Origin of the sequence: Novosphingobium barchaimii LL02 (genome assembly GCF_001046635.1) — a bacterium.
In the GTDB taxonomy this organism is placed as follows: domain Bacteria; phylum Pseudomonadota; class Alphaproteobacteria; order Sphingomonadales; family Sphingomonadaceae; genus Novosphingobium; species Novosphingobium barchaimii.
The window spans coordinates 279,314-294,921 of the sequence record NZ_KQ130454.1; the positions used below are offsets into that span (position 1 = coordinate 279,314).

The following is a 15,608-nucleotide window of genomic DNA, read 5'->3' on the forward strand; positions in this document are numbered from 1 at the left end:
GCCATTTTCCGCAGGATTCTGGCGGGTTTGCGCGTTCCCATCACTACGATGGACTTCGGCCCGCTGCTTTCCTATGTTTCGCTTACACGCAATAATTTTACAACGAGGATGGCATGGCACCTGCCTCGCGCACCGCCGCGCAAGACCTGAAAACGCTCCGCGACCTGCTCGCACCCATCGTCGGCGAAGAACGCGCCGTATGGGTGCTGGACACGCTGGAAATCGACCCTGCCCTCGGCGGCGGCAAGGACCGCGCAAGCCGCGCGCAAGTCGCGATGGCGCTCAACGCCGCGCTGTTCCTCGACCTGCTGGACCGGGTGCCGACCGCAGCGCGCTACGTCAGTGAAATGCGCGAAAAGGGCGAGGCCATCGTCTTCGACCACGGCGCCCTGCGCACCATCGCTGGAGAGACCGGCGCGCTGCCTTCGGGCCACGAGGCATTCCTGCGCTTCCTCGCGCCTTTGGGCTACGAAGTGCGCGGCCTCTATCCGCTGCCCGCGCTGACGATGACCGGCCGCGCCTTCGTGCAGACCGACCTGCCGGAAACGGTGCCGCAGTTCTTCGTTTCCGAACTGCACATCGACCAGCTGGCCCCGCCCGCGCAGGACGCCGCCGCAAGGATCTTCGGCGCTTCGAGCGACCCGCTCGGCGAAGCGGAATGGCTCGCGCTCAATGCGATCGGACGGCACAGCGACTGCACCATCGCAGACGGCATCACGATCCTGAAGGGCGCGCTCGCCGCTTTCGCCCGCCAGCATCCGGCCCCGGCGCTGGAGGATTACCAGACCCTGCTCGAACACAGCAAGGAAGGCGCCTGGATCGCTACGGAAGGCAATGCTTTCAATCACGCAACCACCCGCGTCGCCGACGTGCAGGCCCATTCCGAGGAGCTGAAAGCCGCCGGCTACCCCCTCAAGCCCGCCGTCGAAATCTCCCGCAACGGCCGCGTGCGCCAGACCGCGATCCTGGCGGACAAGGTGGCCCGGCCCTTCCGCCTGGCTGATGGCGGCGAAACGTCGCAAGACGTGCCCGGCTCGTTCTACGAATTCATCACCCGCGATATCGACCCGGAAACCGGCAAGCTCGACCTCACCTTCGACAGCGGCAACGCCACCGGCATCTTCGCCGTGACCAGAGGCGCATGACCATGCTGCAATCCTTCGATCCCGCTACCGGCGAAACCGTGTGGGAAGGCGAGATCGCCGGACCGCAAGCCGTCTCCGCCGCCCTCCTTCGTGCCCGCAAGGCCTTCCCCGCCTGGGCCGCCCTGCCGGTTGCCGAGCGCGTTGCCGCGGCGCAGCGCTACAAGGCCGCGCTGGAGGCCCGCAAGGACGCCATCGCACAAATCATCGCGCGCGAAACCGGCAAGCCTATGTGGGAAACCCGGACCGAAGTCGCCTCGATGATCGGCAAGGTCGGCCTGTCGATCACCGCGCAGGCGGAGCGTGCCGGTGACAGGCAAAGCGCCATGCCCTTCGGTCAGGCCGTCCTGCGCCATCGTCCGCACGGCGTGATGGCGGTGCTGGGTCCGTTCAACTTCCCCGGCCATCTTCCCAACGGGCATATCGTCCCCGCCCTGATCGCGGGCAACACGGTGGTGTTCAAACCTTCCGAGATGACCCCCGCCACCGGCGCGGCAATGGCCGAGTGCTGGGCGGAGGCACTGGCAGATCACCGCCATGTCTTTCAGTGCATACAGGGCGCGCGTGAAACGGGCGAAGCGCTGGTCGCCGGACATATCGACGGGCTGCTGTTCACCGGCTCGGCAGGGGCAGGCGCGCACTTCCGGCGCATCTTCGCTGACCGGCCAGACGTGATCCTCGCTCTCGAACTGGGCGGCAACAACCCGCTGATCGCATGGGACTCTGCGGACGTGGACGAGGCCGCTTCGGTCGTCGTCCAGTCGGGCTTCATCACCACCGGCCAGCGCTGTTCCTGCGCCCGGCGGCTGATCGTGCCCGACAATGCCTTCGGCGCCGCGCTGGTGGACGCCGTGGCCGGGCTCGCTGATCGCATCGTGATCGGCGCATGGAACGAAACGCCGGAACCATGGATCGGCCCGCTGATATCGGACGCCGCAGCGCAGGCCGCCAAGGCCCGGTTTGCCGAACTGGTTGAGCGCGGCGCCAAGGTGATCCGTCCCCTGAACGGCGTGGAAGGCCGTTCAGGCGCCTTCGTGACCCCGGCCATACTGGACGTCACCGGCATTTTCGTCCCTGACGAGGAAATCTTCGCGCCGGTCCTGCAGATCAGCCGCGTGCCGGACTTCGATGCCGCGATCGAGGCCGCCAACAACACCCGCTTCGGCCTTTCCGCCGGCCTCATCAGCGCCGACGATGCGCTATGGCAGCGCGTCCTCGTCGAGGGCCGCGCCGGGGTGGTCAACCGCAACCGCCCTACCACGGGCGCCGCTGGTTCGATGCCCTTCGGCGGCCTCGGCGAAAGTGGCAACCACCGTCCCAGCGCCTACTACGCCGCCGATTACTGCGCCTATCCCGTCGCCAGTTTCGAGGCGACGGATGCCAGTGGCAACAGCGGCGCCCTCGCCGGCAAGCTGCGGGCATGAGCCTCACCGTCGAAGAACAGGGCCTCATCGCGCCGGTAGAGCGGGCGCCCATCCTCGCGCGCACGCTGGAATGGGCGTCGATCAACAGCGGCACCGGCAATCTGGAAGGCCTCGCGGCGATGGCCGGATATCTTGCCGACGCCTTCGCACAGCTTCCGGGCGAAGTGCGACTGGTCGATGCCGCCCCGGTCGAAAAGGTCGACGGCAGGGGCCAGCTTCACGAAGTCGGCCACGGCCGCCACCTTGTCCTCTCGGTCCGCCCCGCCGCAGAACGCCGGGTGATCCTGACCGGCCACATGGACACCGTGTATTCGCGCGAACACCCCTTCCAGACCTGCGCCTGGCTGGACGGGGACACTCTGAACGGCCCCGGCACCGCCGACATGAAGGGCGGGCTCTCGCTGATGCTGGCGGGGCTGGCCGCCTACGAACAGGACGCGCCCACGCTCGGCTACGATGTCCTCATCAACAGCGACGAGGAAACCGGCTCGCTCTCCTCCGCCGCGCTGATCGCACAGATGGCGCAGGGCAAGCTGGCGGCGCTGACGTACGAACCCGCCCTGCCCGATGGCTCCATGGCCCGCGCCCGGCCCGGATCGGGCAATTATTCCGCTGTCGTCAAAGGCCGCTCCGCCCACGCCGGGCGTAACCCGCAGGACGGGCGCAACGCTCTTGTCGCCGCCAGTGACCTTGCCATGCGCCTCGCCGCCGGAGTTCGCGAGGGGCTGTCCATCAACCCCGCACGGATCGAGGGCGGCGCCCCCAACAATACCGTGCCCGACCTCGCGATCCTGCACTTCAACCTGCGCCCCCGCACGCCCGCCCTTGCCGAAATCGCCGGCGCCCTGATCGACGAGGCGGTGGCCGCAGTCAGCGCCGCGCATGAGGTGCAGATCCACCTCCACGGCCACGTCTCCCGCCCGCCCAAGCCGATCACGCCGCGCACCGAGGCGTTGTTCGGCCTCGTCAGCCAAGCCGCCACCGACCTTGGCCAGCCGATGCGCTGGCAGGACACCGGCGGCGTGTGCGACGGCAACAACATCGCCGCCTGCGGTGTGCCCGTGCTCGACACGATGGGCGCGCTGGGCGGCTCCATCCATTCCGCGCAGGAGTTCATGATCGCCAGTTCGCTCGACGCCCGCGCCCGCCTCACGGCATTGGTGATGCACCGCCTCGACCGTTACGGAGTGCCGCCCGCATGACCTTCCTGCTTAGAACCGCGCAGGAGCGCGACCTCGAATCGCTGTATCGCATGGCCAAGGGCACCGGCGGCGGCTTCACCAACCTGCCGCCCGACCGCCCCACCCTTCAGGCCAAGCTGGAACGCGCCGCCAAGAGCTTCGCCCGCGATGATGGCCAGATCGCCAACGACCTGTTCGTGTTCATCCTCGAAGACACCGCCGACGGCAAAGTGCGCGGCACTTGCCAGGCGTTTTCGCAGGTCGGCACCGAACTGCCGTTCTACTCCTACCGCATCGGCCGCATCACCCAGCATTCCAAGGAACTGGACCGCACTTTCCGCGCGGAAATGCTCACCCTTTGCACCGACCTTGACGGGGCGAGCGAAGTGGGCGGGCTGTACCTCGACGCCACCGAACGCTCGGCTGGCGTGGGCAAGCTGCTGGCACGCAGCCGCTACCTGTTCATCGCCGCGCACCGGGACCGCTTCGGCGACATGACCCTGGCCGAACTGCGCGGCGCCATCGACGATGCCGGAAACTCGCCGTTCTGGGACGGGCTTGCGGGCCGGTTCTTCGACATGAGTTTCCGCGATGCGGACGAGTTCAACGGCACTCACGGCAACCAGTTCATCGCCGACCTCATGCCCAAGCATCCCATCTATACCGCGCTGCTTTCCGAAGGCGCGCGGCAGGTTATGGGCCAGCCGCACTACTCCGGCCGCCCCGCAATGCGGATGCTGGAAAGCGAGGGTTTCGCCTTCCAGAACTACGTCGATATCTTCGACGGCGGTCCGACCATGATCGCCCGCACCGACCAGATCCGCACCGTGCAGGCAGCGCGAACGGCGAAGATCGGCGCGATCGGCCCAGTCAGCAAGGGCGAGGCGACGCACCTGATCGCGACCGGGCGACTGGCCGATTTCCGCGCCTGCCTTGGCCAGATCACCGGAGACGGCGTGACGCTGGACGAAGATGCCGCCGCCCTGCTCGGCGTGGGTCCGGGCGATACGATCACTTACGCACCGGCCTGAAAGAGACGTCATGCTCACCGAGATCAACTTCGACGGCATCGTCGGCCCCAGCCACAATTACGCTGGCTTGAGCCTTGGCAATCTCGGCTCGGCGAAGAACTTCGGCAAAGTTTCGGCGCCCCGCGCGGCAGCGTTGCAGGGCCTCGCCAAGATGCGCGCCAATCTGGAGCGCGGACTGCCGCAGGGCCTGTTCCTGCCCCAGCGCCGCCCGGACGAGGCATGGCTGAGCCTGCTGGGCACCACGGTGGAGGATGCGAGCCTGACCCTGCGCGCCAATGCCTTGTCAGCCTCCTCGATGTGGGCCGCCAATGCCGCAACAGTCTCGCCCGCACCGGATAGCGCGGACGGGCGTTGCCATCTGACCGTCGCCAATCTGGGCACGATGCCCCACCGCAGCCACGAATGGCGCGAAACGCTGGCGCAGCTGCAAATCGCTTTCGCAAACCCCCAGCATTTCGCCGTCCACGCCCCGGTCCCGCCGCCGTTCGGGGACGAAGGCGCCGCCAACCACATGCGCCTTTGCGCCGGGCACGGATCGCAGGGCATCGAGGTCTTCGTCTACGGCGTGGCGGGCGGTCCCTTCCCCGCGCGCCAGCACCGCGAGGCGAGCGAGGCGGTCGCCCGCATCCATGGCCTCGCCCCCGAACGTACCGTTTTCGCGCGGCAATCGGACGAGGCCATCGCCGCCGGCGCCTTCCACAACGACGTGGTCGCCGTCGCTAACGAGCGCGTGCTGTTCACGCACGAACTCGCCTTCGCAGACCGGGACGCGCTCTATGCCCAGCTGCGCGAAAAGCTGCCCGAGATCGAGATCGTCGAAGTCCCCGCCGCTGCGGTCAGCCTGGCGGATGCGATCAGTTCCTACCTGTTCAACGCCCAGCTGGTGACCCTGCCATCAGGCGAAATGGCGCTGGTCCTGCCCGGCGAAGCACGCGAAACGCCTGCGGTTTGGCAGTGGCTGGAAGCCCACGTCGCCGGGAACGGCCCGATCCGACACCTCTTCGTCCACGACCTGCGCGAAAGCATGGCGAACGGCGGCGGCCCCGCCTGCCTGCGCCTGCGCGTGGTGGCAGACCCGGACGCGGTCGACCGCCGCTTTATGGCCACGCCGGAAAAGCTGGACCGCATCGAAGCGCTGGTGACCCGCGTCTGGCCCGAACGCATCACGGTGGAGGACCTGTCCGACCCCGCACTATGGCGCGCCTGTCTCAACGCGCGGGCCGCGCTCTGCGCCGAACTCGGCCTGGAGGAACTGGACCGGGCATCGTTCTGATCTTCTGTAATTCGCAACAGCAGGTTCGTGCTTTGCAATGGTCCCTCCACAAACAGTCTTCATATTGAGACCATGGCCACTTTGACCCGAACCGCGCGCTCGTCCGCCCTTCCTGATCCAATCCGCGCCGTCATCTTCGACATGGACGGTACCCTGCTTTCAACCGAGGCCGCTCAGCACCGCGCTTTCGAGGAGGCCGGGGCCGCGCTGGGTTCGCCGGTGCCCGAGGAGGTTCTGGAAGCCATGATCGGCGTCAGCCGCGATGCGAACGAAGTCATGCTGGCAGAAAGGCTCGGCCCGGAGTTTCCTCTGGCGCGGTTCTATGCCGATTCCGACGTGCTGTTCGAGGCGGCGATCGATGCCGGACTGCCGCTTCGTCCCGGCGCGCAGGCCATCCTCCGGCACTTCCGCGATGCCGGTGTCCCCTTGGCGCTGTGTACCTCCACCCAGGGCGGCAAGGCACAGGAGCGGCTGGCGAAGGCCGGGCTGCTGGATTACTTTGACGTCGTGGTCACCCGCAGCGACGTTACCAACGCCAAGCCGCATCCCGAACCCTACCTGCTGACCGCAAGCCTGCTGGGCGTCGACCCCGCCCACTGCGTAGCAGTGGAGGACAGTTATGCCGGAGTGCGCTCGTCCACGGCCGCAGGGATCGCTACCGTCATGGTCCCGGATATGCTGCCGGCCACCGAGGAGCAGATACTGTTGGCGGCGGAAATCCTGCCCAGCCTCTCGGCCCTGCGCGACTTGCTGCTGGCACCCGCCGAAAGCTGAAACGTCAACAAGTCGGCCGATCACCCTACCGGAGAATCAGGCTGGTTGTCCGGGTGAGCTGCGACGAACGCCGGGTCGGTCAGGCAAGCTGCCTCGATCCTTGTCATATGCGGGTAAGCCGCAAGGTCGAAGGCGAAACGACGCGCGTTGTATAGCTGCGGAACCAGCACGCATTCGAAATAGCCCGGCCCATCAAACAGGAAATCGCCGGTCCCGCGCTGCGCCAGACGCGCTTCGACGGCGGTCAGGGTCTTTTCCAGCCAGTGCCAATACCAGATGTCGACTTCCGCCTGAGCATGGCCGAGGTCCAGCTTGAGGTATTCAAGCACAGGCCCGTTCAGCGGCGCATGCAGTTCGGTGGCAATTCCCATCGCCAGTTCGCGCGCAGCGAAACGGTCCGCGATACCGGCTGGCAAGAGCGGCCGTTCGACAAAACGCTCGTCCAGCCATTCCAGGATCGCCATCGACTGGGCCATGACCACGCCGTCCGCCTCCAGCGTCGGTACTCCGGCGAAAGGATTGCGGGCGCGGAACGCTTCGCTGCGCTGTTCCCGGGCGAGCAGGTTCACCGGCACAATCTCGTGGTCCAGCCGCTTCAGATTCAGCGCGATGCGCACCCGGTAGCTGGTGGAACTGCGATGATAGCCATGGAGGCGGAGCGGCGCGCCCATGGCCATCAGCTTTCCGCCGCGATCTTTTCGTGGAGCCAGGCGGCGTGGCGCGGGGCCTTGCGTGTCACCGCCCATTCGTCGAGCATGTCGAGCGCCACCGCCTTGAGGCTGGCCATCTGGTCCGCCGAACCGAACTGCCAGGCCAGTTCCAACCGGTGGCCGTTGGGATCGAAGAAATAGACCGACTTGAACACGCCGTGGTGCGTGGGGCCGACCACCTCCAGCCCGGCCGCCTCGGCGCGGGCCTTGGCGGCGAGAAGGTCCGCCTCGCTGTCCACCTTGAAGGCAATGTGCTGTACCCAGGCGGGGGTCGCCTCGTCGCGGCCCATTTCGGGGGCGTTGGGCAGTTCGAAAAAGGCCAGCACATTGCCGCCTCCGCAGTCGAGGAAGACGTGCATGTACGGGTCCGGCGCGCCGGTGGAGGGCACGGTGTCCTCGGCGATGGCGAGCATGAAATCCATGCCCATCACATCGCGGTAGAACGTGACCGTCTCCTTCGCATCACGGCAGCGATAGGCCACGTGGTGGATGCCGCCCAGGTTTGGCGCTTGCTGCATCGTCTTCTCTCCCGTCGTGCCGGGGCTTTGCGCGCCGCTCGTGCTTCGACACTTCCAGCATGAGCGGGTCAGGGGGTAAGTATCAACCCCCTTTGTGATGCCCCGGTCTAAATCATCGCCGAACCCGGCCTTGCGTTCACTCCGCCGGCTCCACCTTCAGCACGCCGCGGCGGACCTGGTCGCGCTCCATGCTTTCGAACAGGGCCTTGAAGTTGCCGTTGCCGAAGCCATCGTCGCCCTTGCGCTGGATGAACTCGAAGAACACCGGCCCCACCCGCGCTTCGGCGAAGATCTGGAGCAGAAGGCGCGGGCGGCCATCTTCGACGGTGCCGTCGAGCAGGATGCCGCGTGACTGCAACTGATCGACCGGCTCGCCGTGGCCCGGCAGGCGCTCGGCCAGCATCTCGTAATAGGTTTCCGGCGGCGCGGTCATGAAGGGCACGCCCAGCGCCTTGAGGCGGTCCCACGCAGTGACGAGATCGTCGCAGATGAGCGCGATGTGCTGAATGCCCTCCCCATTGAAGGCGCGCAGGAATTCGTCGATCTGACCTTTCCCGCCGTCCTTTTCCTCGTTGAGCGGGATACGGATCTTGCCGTCGGGCGCGGTCAGCGCCTTGCTGGTCAGGCCGGTATATTCGCCCTTGATATCGAAGTAGCGGATCTCGCGGAAGTTGAAGAGCTTCTCGTAGAAGTCCGCCCAGTAGGCCATGCGCCCGCCGTAGACGTTGTGCGTCAGGTGGTCGATCTCGGCAAAGCCCGCGCCAACCGGGTGGCGGTCAACGACCGGGATGTACTCGAAATCGATGTCGTAGATCGAAAGCGCGCCGTTGCCGTCCTTTTCATAGCGGTCGATCAGATAGATGATCGAATTGCCGATGCCGCGAATGCCGGGAAGGTGCAGTTCCATCGGCCCGGTGCCGACCATCACCGGCTCGGCCGAGCGGGCGAGCAGTTCGGCATAGGCGGCGCGGGCATCGGTAACGCGAAAGCCCATGCCGCAGGCCGAGGGGCCATGTTCGCGGCTGAAGTACCAGGCCGGGCTATGCGGCTCGTAATTGGTGATGAAATTGATCGCACCCTGCCGCCACAGCTCGACGTCCTTGGAGCGGTGGCGCGCGATCTTCGTAAAGCCCATCGCGGTGAATACCGGCTCCAGCAGACCTTTTTCGGGCGCGGAGAACTCGACGAATTCGAAGCCGTCCAGGCCGATGGGATTGTCGAACAGATCGGTCATGCGGGTTCTCCAGCGATGGGAATTTCGCCCGGCAGCGTATCGCCGGCAGGCAGCGGCGCGTGGGTGCGCCAGGTTTCGTAGACGGGGCCGAAATCGAGGTGCACCAGCGCCTCGATCAGCTGCGGCAGGCTTTCGAGGACAAAGTAGGTCTTCTGGAAGCTGTCGATCATGTAGCCGGTGCGCATCACCCGCACCGCCTCGAACGGCAGGCGCAAAACCTTCGCGTCCTCGATCGAAAAGCGGGTTTCGCCCGAGGAGGATATGATACCGGCGCCGAAGACCTTCAGGCCGCCCTCCTCGCGCACGAGACCGAATTCGATCGTGTACCAGTAGATGCGCGCCAGCATGTCCAACGCGTCCATCGCCATCGCCCTTTCGCCGGCTTTACCGTAAAGCTCCAGGAAATCGGCGATTGCGGGGTTCAGCAGCATCGGCACGTGGCCGAAGAAATCGTGGAACACGTCAGGCTCGACAAGGTAGTCCAGCTCATGTTCCTCGCGCAGCCAGCGGGTAACCGGGAAGCGGCGGTGGGCAAGATGGTCGAAGAACACAGCGTCCGGGATGAAGCCCGGCACGGCGACCAGCTGCCAGCCCGTAGCGGCACCCAGAATGACATTGGCATCCTCGAAACGCGGAATACCCTGCGCGCAGTCTAGCCGCGCCAGTCCATCGCGGAAGGCGGCGCAGGCGTGGGTCTTCACCAGTGCCGACTGGCGCGCGAACAGGCGGCGCCAGCGCTCGTGCATCTGCGGAGTATAGGCATGCCAATCCTGCCCGACGGTGTAATCGTCAGCCGCGCCTTCGTACTCTCCTCGAAGGCCGCTGCCTGATGTCTGGGTGCGGGGCTTCTTCATGAAAAGGACAATACTACAGGCCCTGCTTCAGTTCCGTGCGATTGTGCGGGGCGGGAAGCGTGGTATTGGTGAAATCCACCAAACCAATCCCATCCCTGAGGTGATCCGTGCAGCTGGACGAATTCGACCGCAAGATCATCGCCGCCCTGCGCGAAGATGCCCGCATGCCCGTGGCGCAAGTGGCCGAGCGCGCGGCGCTATCGGCCACGCCGGTCAGCCGCCGGATCAAACGACTTGAGGACGAGGGCGTGATCCGGGGCTACGCGCCGGTGCTGGACCCACGCAAGCTGGGCCTCGAACTGGAAGCCTATGTGCTGATAAATCTCAACGCCCACATCGACGAGAACATCGCCCGCTTCGAGCAGGCCATCGCCGAGAACCCGCACGTCATCGCCTGCCATGCGGTGACCGGCGACATGGATTACCTGGTGCGGGTGATGGCGCGCAACGTCGAGCATCTCTCGCAGATCACCCTGCGCACCTTGCTGCGCATTCCGGGGGTGCGCGATGTGAAGTCGATCATCGTGCTGGAAACGGTAAAGGAAACGCAGCCCGTGCCCCTGGATTGAGCGGCGCGGGGCAGGCCCCTTCCTCAGCTGAGGAAGGGGCAAGGCCTGTTTAACGTGCCAGCAGGTTGCGCGCCTGGCTGGCGATCTGCGCGAGCATCGCCGGGCTGACCACCACTGCGTTCTCCGCCCGGTGGACGATCGCGCGGAAGTTTTCCAGCGCGCTCAGATGGTCGCGGCCCCACTCCTCGGTAGCAGCCAGCGGGTCGCTCTTGCCCGCCTTGGTGCGTGCTATGGTACGCAGGAAGTCCAGGCGCATCTGCTGGAAGTCGCGCGCAAGGCCGGCGACCAGCAGGCGCTCCCAAGGATCGGACGGGCTCATCATGGCCGCGCTCGCCTGCGCCCAGTCGAGGCCCAGCCCGGCACCGATGCGGGTGAAGGCGGTGACCAGCTTGCGCGGGGCAATACCCGTTTCGCTGGCCAGCGCCGCCACGCCCACCGCCCCGTCGAGGTCGAACAGGTTCGCCACCTGGCCTGCCACGTCTTCAGGTGCGCCCAGATCGGTCAGGCCTGTGCGCAGCTTGCGCGAGTGGGCCAGGGTACGTTCGCCCAGCAGTTCGACGGTGTCGGTGGAGAGGGCGGCGATGCCCTTCTCCAACCGCGCCGCCAGTTCGGACGGAGCGATCCGGCCGGCGCCCGCGCGCAGCAGATCGGCCATGTGGCCGCGTACCGAGTTGGCCACCATCTCGAACAGAGCCACACGCGCCGTCTCGGCCATGGGGGCAACTTCAAGCTGCTCCCACAGCGCGTCCAGCCCGAACAGCTGTTCTGCCAGCGCGAAGGCCGCGGCGATCTGGGCAAGCGTGGCGCCCTCTTCCTCGGCCAGTTCGAACGGGGTGACGATGCCCAGGCGATTGACGATGCGGTTGGCCAGCTTGGTGGCGATGATCTCGTTCGCCAGGCGGTGGCCCTTGATGAAGCGCGCGTACTTCTTCTGCATGGCCTGCGGGAAGGTGGCGATCAGCATGTCCGACAGGCTGGGATCGGCGGGCAGATCACTACCCTCGATCGCGGCCTGCAGCACCAGCTTGCCGCTGGAAAGCAGCACCGCCAGTTCAGGCCGGGTCAGTCCGCGCCCATCCTGCGCGCGGCGCGCCAGCACGTCATTGTCGGCAAGGCCTTCGGTGCGGCGGTCAAGATGGCCGCCTTCCTCCAGCGTCTCGATCAGGCGGATGTGCGAAGGCATGACCTGCGCCCCGCCGCGCTGCGCGATCGACAGCGCCAGCGCCTGAAGGCGGTTGTCCTCCAGCACCAGCGCGCCGACTTCGTCGGTCATCGAGCGCAGCAGTTCCACGCGCTGCGGTTCGGACAGCTTGCCCGCCCGCTTGGCGGCGGCCAGCGCGATCTTGATGTTGACCTCGTTGTCCGAGCAGTCGACCCCGGCCGAGTTGTCGATGAAATCGGCATTGATGCGCCCGCCGCGATCGGCGAATTCGATGCGCCCGGCCTGAGTCACGCCCAGGTTGGCGCCTTCGCCCACGACCTTCACGCGCAGTTCGTTGCCGCTGATGCGCAGGCCGTCGTTGGTGGGATCGCCCACCTGCACATTGTTCTCGGCGGAAGCCTTCACGTATGTGCCGATGCCGCCGAACCACAGCAGGTCGACCGGCGAACACAGGATCGCCGTGATCAGCGAATCGGGGTCGATCTCGCTCGCGCCGATGCCCAGCACGGCGCGGGCTTCCTCGCTCAGCGGGATGGATTTCAGGCTACGCGGGAACACCCCGCCACCCTTGGAGATCAGCGCCTTGTCATAGTCGTTCCAGCTGGAAACCGGCAGGTCGAACAGGCGCTGGCGTTCCTCCCAGCTTTTCGCCGCATCGGGATCGGGATCGAGGAAAATGTGGCGGTGGTCGAACGCGGCGACCAGTTTCAGCGACTTCGACAGCAGCATGCCGTTGCCGAACACGTCACCCGACATATCGCCGCAGCCGACGACGCGCACCGGATCGACCTGGACGTCCACGCCCATTTCCAGGAAGTGGCGCTGCACCGAAAGCCAGGCGCCCTTCGCGGTGATGCCCATGGCCTTGTGGTCGTAGCCATTGGAGCCGCCGCTGGCGAACGCATCGTCGAGCCAGAAATCGCGGCCCTCGGCAATGCCGTTCGCCACGTCGGAGAACTTCGCGGTGCCCTTGTCGGCGGCGACGACGAAGTACGGGTCCTCGCCGTCGAGGATCACCACGCCTTCGGGGTGGACCACCTTGTCGGCCACGATATTGTCGGTGATCGACAGCAGGGTATCGACGAAGACCTCATAGGACCCCTGCCCTTCGGCGGCCCATGCAGCGCGGTCGCGGGAGGGATCGGGCAGCAGCTTGGGATAGAAACCGCCCTTCGCGCCGGTCGGCACGATGACCGCGTTCTTCACACGCTGCGCCTTCATCAGGCCCAGGATTTCGACGCGGAAATCGTCGCGCCGGTCGGACCAGCGCAGGCCGCCGCGTGCGATCGGCCCGGCGCGCAGGTGGATGCCCTCGACCCGCTGCGAATAGACGAAAATCTCGCGCCACGGCACGGGTTTGGGCAGGCCGGGGACAAGCGCGGAATCGAACTTGAAGGCCAGCGCGACATGGCCCGCGGCAGCGAAGGCATTTGTGCGCAGCATGGCCAGCACGATGTCGCGGAAGGCGCGCAGCAAACGGTCGTCGTTGATAGCGCCCACGCCGGCAAGGCCCGTGCGGATCGCTTCCTCCGCATCCTTGCGGGCAAGCGCGCGGTCGCCATCGAAGGCGGGGTCGTGGATCGCCTCGAACAGGTCGACGATGCCGCGCGTCACCGCCGGCGCGCCCAGCAATGCATCGACCACGGTGGGAATGCCGAAGTGCGTGCCCGCCTGGCGCAAGTAGCGATACCAGGCGCGCAGCCAGTTGGCCTCGACGCTATTCAGGCCTAGGCCGGGGACAAGGCGGTTGAAGGCGTCGTTCTCGCCGCCGCCGTTGAGCACGGCGCGCAGCGCATCCTCGATCATCGGCGCCAGTGCCAGAACCTCGTGCGCCGGGCGTCCGCCCTGCAATTCCAGCGTGAAGTCGTGGATCGTGCCCAGCTTGCCCTTGTCGAGCGATGTCGGCACTTCGCCCAGCACCCGGAAACCGAAGTTCTCCAGCGCCGGCACGGCGTCCGACAGCGGCAGGCTGCCTTCCGACTGGTAGATCTTGAGACGCAGTTGCCCGGCCGCATCGTCGTCGCGCGCATGAAGGCGCACGTCGCGGTTGCTCTCGCTCGCCTCGCCAGAAGCGGCGCGGCGCAAGTGGGCGATGTCGAGCGCGGCTTCGGACGCACCGTAGTCGCTGCGATAGCCCATCGGGAACGCTTCGGCATAACGCCCGGCCACCGCTGCCGCGCGGCCTGCCTCCAGCACCGGCGTCAGCGCCGCCTCGACCGCCTCGGTCCAGCCGCGCAGCATCAGTTGCAAGGCGCTGTCGAGGTCCGCCTCGGAAGGTTCGTGGTTTCCCTCACGCACGTCGAGGGTGTAGCGCAGCATGGCCAGATTGCCTGCTTCGACCTGCAGGCTCCAGTCGAGCGTGGGGGCCTGCGCAGCCTCCTCGATCATGCCCTGGATGCGGCGCTGCATCTGGGTGGAGAGCATGTCGCGCGGCAGCCACACGAAGGCAAAGACGTGGCGCATGAGCGGCGATCGGGTGATCAGCAGGCGCGGGCGCGGGCGATCGACAAGGCCGGTCATCGTCATCGCAAGGCGTTCGACGTCAGCCTCGCCCAGCCCCATCACCAGATCGTGGGGCAGGCTGGTCAGCGCATGTGCCAGGGCCTTGCCGGTGTGCCCGGCGGGATCGAGTTCGAGACGCTGCGAGAAAGCCGCCAGTTGACCGCGCAGGCGCGGCACCCGGTCAGGCGTGGCGGCCAGCGCGGCGCTGGTCCACATGCCGACATGGACGGAAAGCGCGGTGACCTTGCCCGCTTCGATCACCGGCACCAGGAACAGGTCAATCGGCACGCGGCGGTGGACGGTGGCGATGCGGTTGGCCTTGATCGCCATCGGCGCATGGACATTGCCCACCGCCAGAGCAGCATCGAAAGCCGCGAAAGCACGGGTATAGCTGACGTCGGAAAGGACATCCTCCTCGTCGATCCGGCACACGCCAAGGCGCTCGGTCCGCACCCCTTCGCGCGTGCGGGTGACGTGACCCAACTGGGTGAGCATTCCGCCGGCGAACCAGCGCAGCAATTCCGCGCCTTCCTCGTCGATCACAGCCGTGTCGATCCGCTCTGCATCGGCACGCATCGCCTCAACCATCTGCGGCCAGTCGGCCACGGCGGCGCGCACATCGGCCAGCGTGGTTTCCAGCGAGCGCAGCAGGTCCCGCCGCTGACGGGCATCCGCACGCGGGGTCTCGACATAGATCATCGATTCGCGCCCCGTCGCATCGGCCGCGGCGCCAGGCATGCCGGTCAACTTGCCCTTGGCGTCGCGCAGCACCGGCACCACAGGGTGGACGAGGCGGTCGATCACGAGGCCGGCCTCGGCAATCGCGGCCGCGACCGAATCGACCAGGAAAGGCATGTCGTCGTTGACCAGCGCGATGCGCAACAGGCGCCGCTCCTCATTGGCGGAGGCAAGCTCGATAACCGGCTCCCCGGCATTGCGCTGCTGCGCCGCCGCCAGCAGGAACCGCGCGGCTTCGTCGATCCAGGAGCCGCCCTCGGAGCCGGCATCGTCGGGCCCGTCGCCGGGGAGGAGCGCGCCGCGCACCTCTTCGACAATCGTATCATGCAGTTCGGAGGATTTACGCGCAGTGGCCGCCTTGGCGCCCTGCTTCTTCGTGCCAGCCTTTTCGCCAGCAGTCCGGGTCTTGCCGGAAACGGTCAGTTCGCCTGCGCTCATAGCTTTCTCCGCGATCCTCGATTTTTAGGCCTTGGTGGTCGATCCCGCTTCTGTGTCG

At 66.6% G+C, this 15,608-nt stretch carries 12 protein-coding genes; 7 read left to right on the forward strand and 5 right to left on the reverse strand.

Features of this window, described 5'->3' with window-relative positions; all coding sequences use genetic code 11:
* The first annotated feature begins 113 nt into the window (after positions 1–113).
* The 6 genes from V474_RS11815 to V474_RS11840 all read left to right on the forward strand — a co-directional run bounded on the left by V474_RS11815 (position 114) and on the right by V474_RS11840 (position 6,825).
* Positions 114–1,145: a 2-oxoadipate dioxygenase/decarboxylase family protein gene (locus V474_RS11815; protein ID WP_059151694.1), complete on the forward strand. Its 1,032-nt coding sequence runs from the start codon at positions 114–116 to the stop codon at positions 1,143–1,145.
* Positions 1,142–2,566 carry a succinylglutamate-semialdehyde dehydrogenase gene (astD, locus tag V474_RS11820; protein ID WP_059151695.1) on the forward strand — a complete coding sequence of 475 codons (1,425 nt, stop codon included), beginning with the start codon at positions 1,142–1,144 and terminating at the stop codon, positions 2,564–2,566. Before V474_RS11815 ends, astD begins: the two co-directional genes overlap by 4 nt.
* Entirely contained in the window at positions 2,563–3,768 is a 1,206-nt protein-coding gene (locus V474_RS11825) for a hydrolase (RefSeq protein WP_059151696.1), read from the forward strand. Before astD ends, V474_RS11825 begins: the two co-directional genes overlap by 4 nt.
* Positions 3,765–4,778, forward strand: a complete 1,014-nt coding sequence (locus V474_RS11830) for an arginine N-succinyltransferase (protein WP_059151697.1) — start codon at positions 3,765–3,767, stop codon at positions 4,776–4,778. Before V474_RS11825 ends, V474_RS11830 begins: the two co-directional genes overlap by 4 nt.
* Positions 4,779–4,788: 10 nt before the next feature.
* Positions 4,789–6,051 (forward strand): N-succinylarginine dihydrolase, encoded by a 1,263-nt coding sequence (locus V474_RS11835; RefSeq protein WP_059151698.1) that lies wholly within the window; start codon positions 4,789–4,791, stop codon positions 6,049–6,051.
* Between the two features lie 72 nt (positions 6,052–6,123).
* On the forward strand, positions 6,124–6,825 hold the full coding sequence (locus tag V474_RS11840; RefSeq protein WP_059151699.1) for an HAD family hydrolase: 702 nt from the start codon (positions 6,124–6,126) through the stop codon (positions 6,823–6,825).
* Positions 6,826–6,845: 20 nt separating this feature from the next.
* Here the strand turns inward: V474_RS11840 and maiA are convergent, their stop codons facing one another.
* The 4 genes from maiA to phhA all read right to left on the reverse strand — a co-directional run bounded on the left by maiA (position 6,846) and on the right by phhA (position 10,141).
* Positions 6,846–7,496 carry a maleylacetoacetate isomerase gene (gene maiA, locus V474_RS11845; RefSeq protein WP_059152118.1) on the reverse strand — a complete coding sequence of 217 codons (651 nt, stop codon included), beginning with the start codon at positions 7,494–7,496 and terminating at the stop codon, positions 6,846–6,848.
* A gap of 5 nt (positions 7,497–7,501) precedes the next feature.
* On the reverse strand, positions 7,502–8,053 hold the full coding sequence (locus tag V474_RS11850; protein WP_059151700.1) for a VOC family protein: 552 nt from the start codon (positions 8,051–8,053) through the stop codon (positions 7,502–7,504).
* Positions 8,054–8,189: 136 nt separating this feature from the next.
* Positions 8,190–9,287, reverse strand: coding sequence for a 4-hydroxyphenylpyruvate dioxygenase (gene hppD / locus V474_RS11855; protein WP_059151701.1), 1,098 nt, complete (start codon positions 9,285–9,287; stop codon positions 8,190–8,192).
* Positions 9,284–10,141, reverse strand: a complete 858-nt coding sequence (gene phhA, locus V474_RS11860; protein WP_059151702.1) for a phenylalanine 4-monooxygenase — start codon at positions 10,139–10,141, stop codon at positions 9,284–9,286. Before phhA ends, hppD begins: the two co-directional genes overlap by 4 nt.
* Positions 10,142–10,248: 107 nt before the next feature.
* On the opposite strand from phhA, the gene V474_RS11865 reads away from it, so the two are divergent.
* Positions 10,249–10,710, forward strand: coding sequence for an Lrp/AsnC family transcriptional regulator (locus tag V474_RS11865; RefSeq protein WP_059151703.1), 462 nt, complete (start codon positions 10,249–10,251; stop codon positions 10,708–10,710).
* A gap of 49 nt (positions 10,711–10,759) precedes the next feature.
* On the opposite strand, the gene V474_RS11870 is transcribed toward V474_RS11865, so the two are convergent.
* Complete coding sequence (locus V474_RS11870) at positions 10,760–15,550, reverse strand: NAD-glutamate dehydrogenase domain-containing protein (protein WP_059151704.1); 4,791 nt, start codon at positions 15,548–15,550, stop codon at positions 10,760–10,762.
* Between the last annotated feature and the right edge of the window lie 58 nt (positions 15,551–15,608).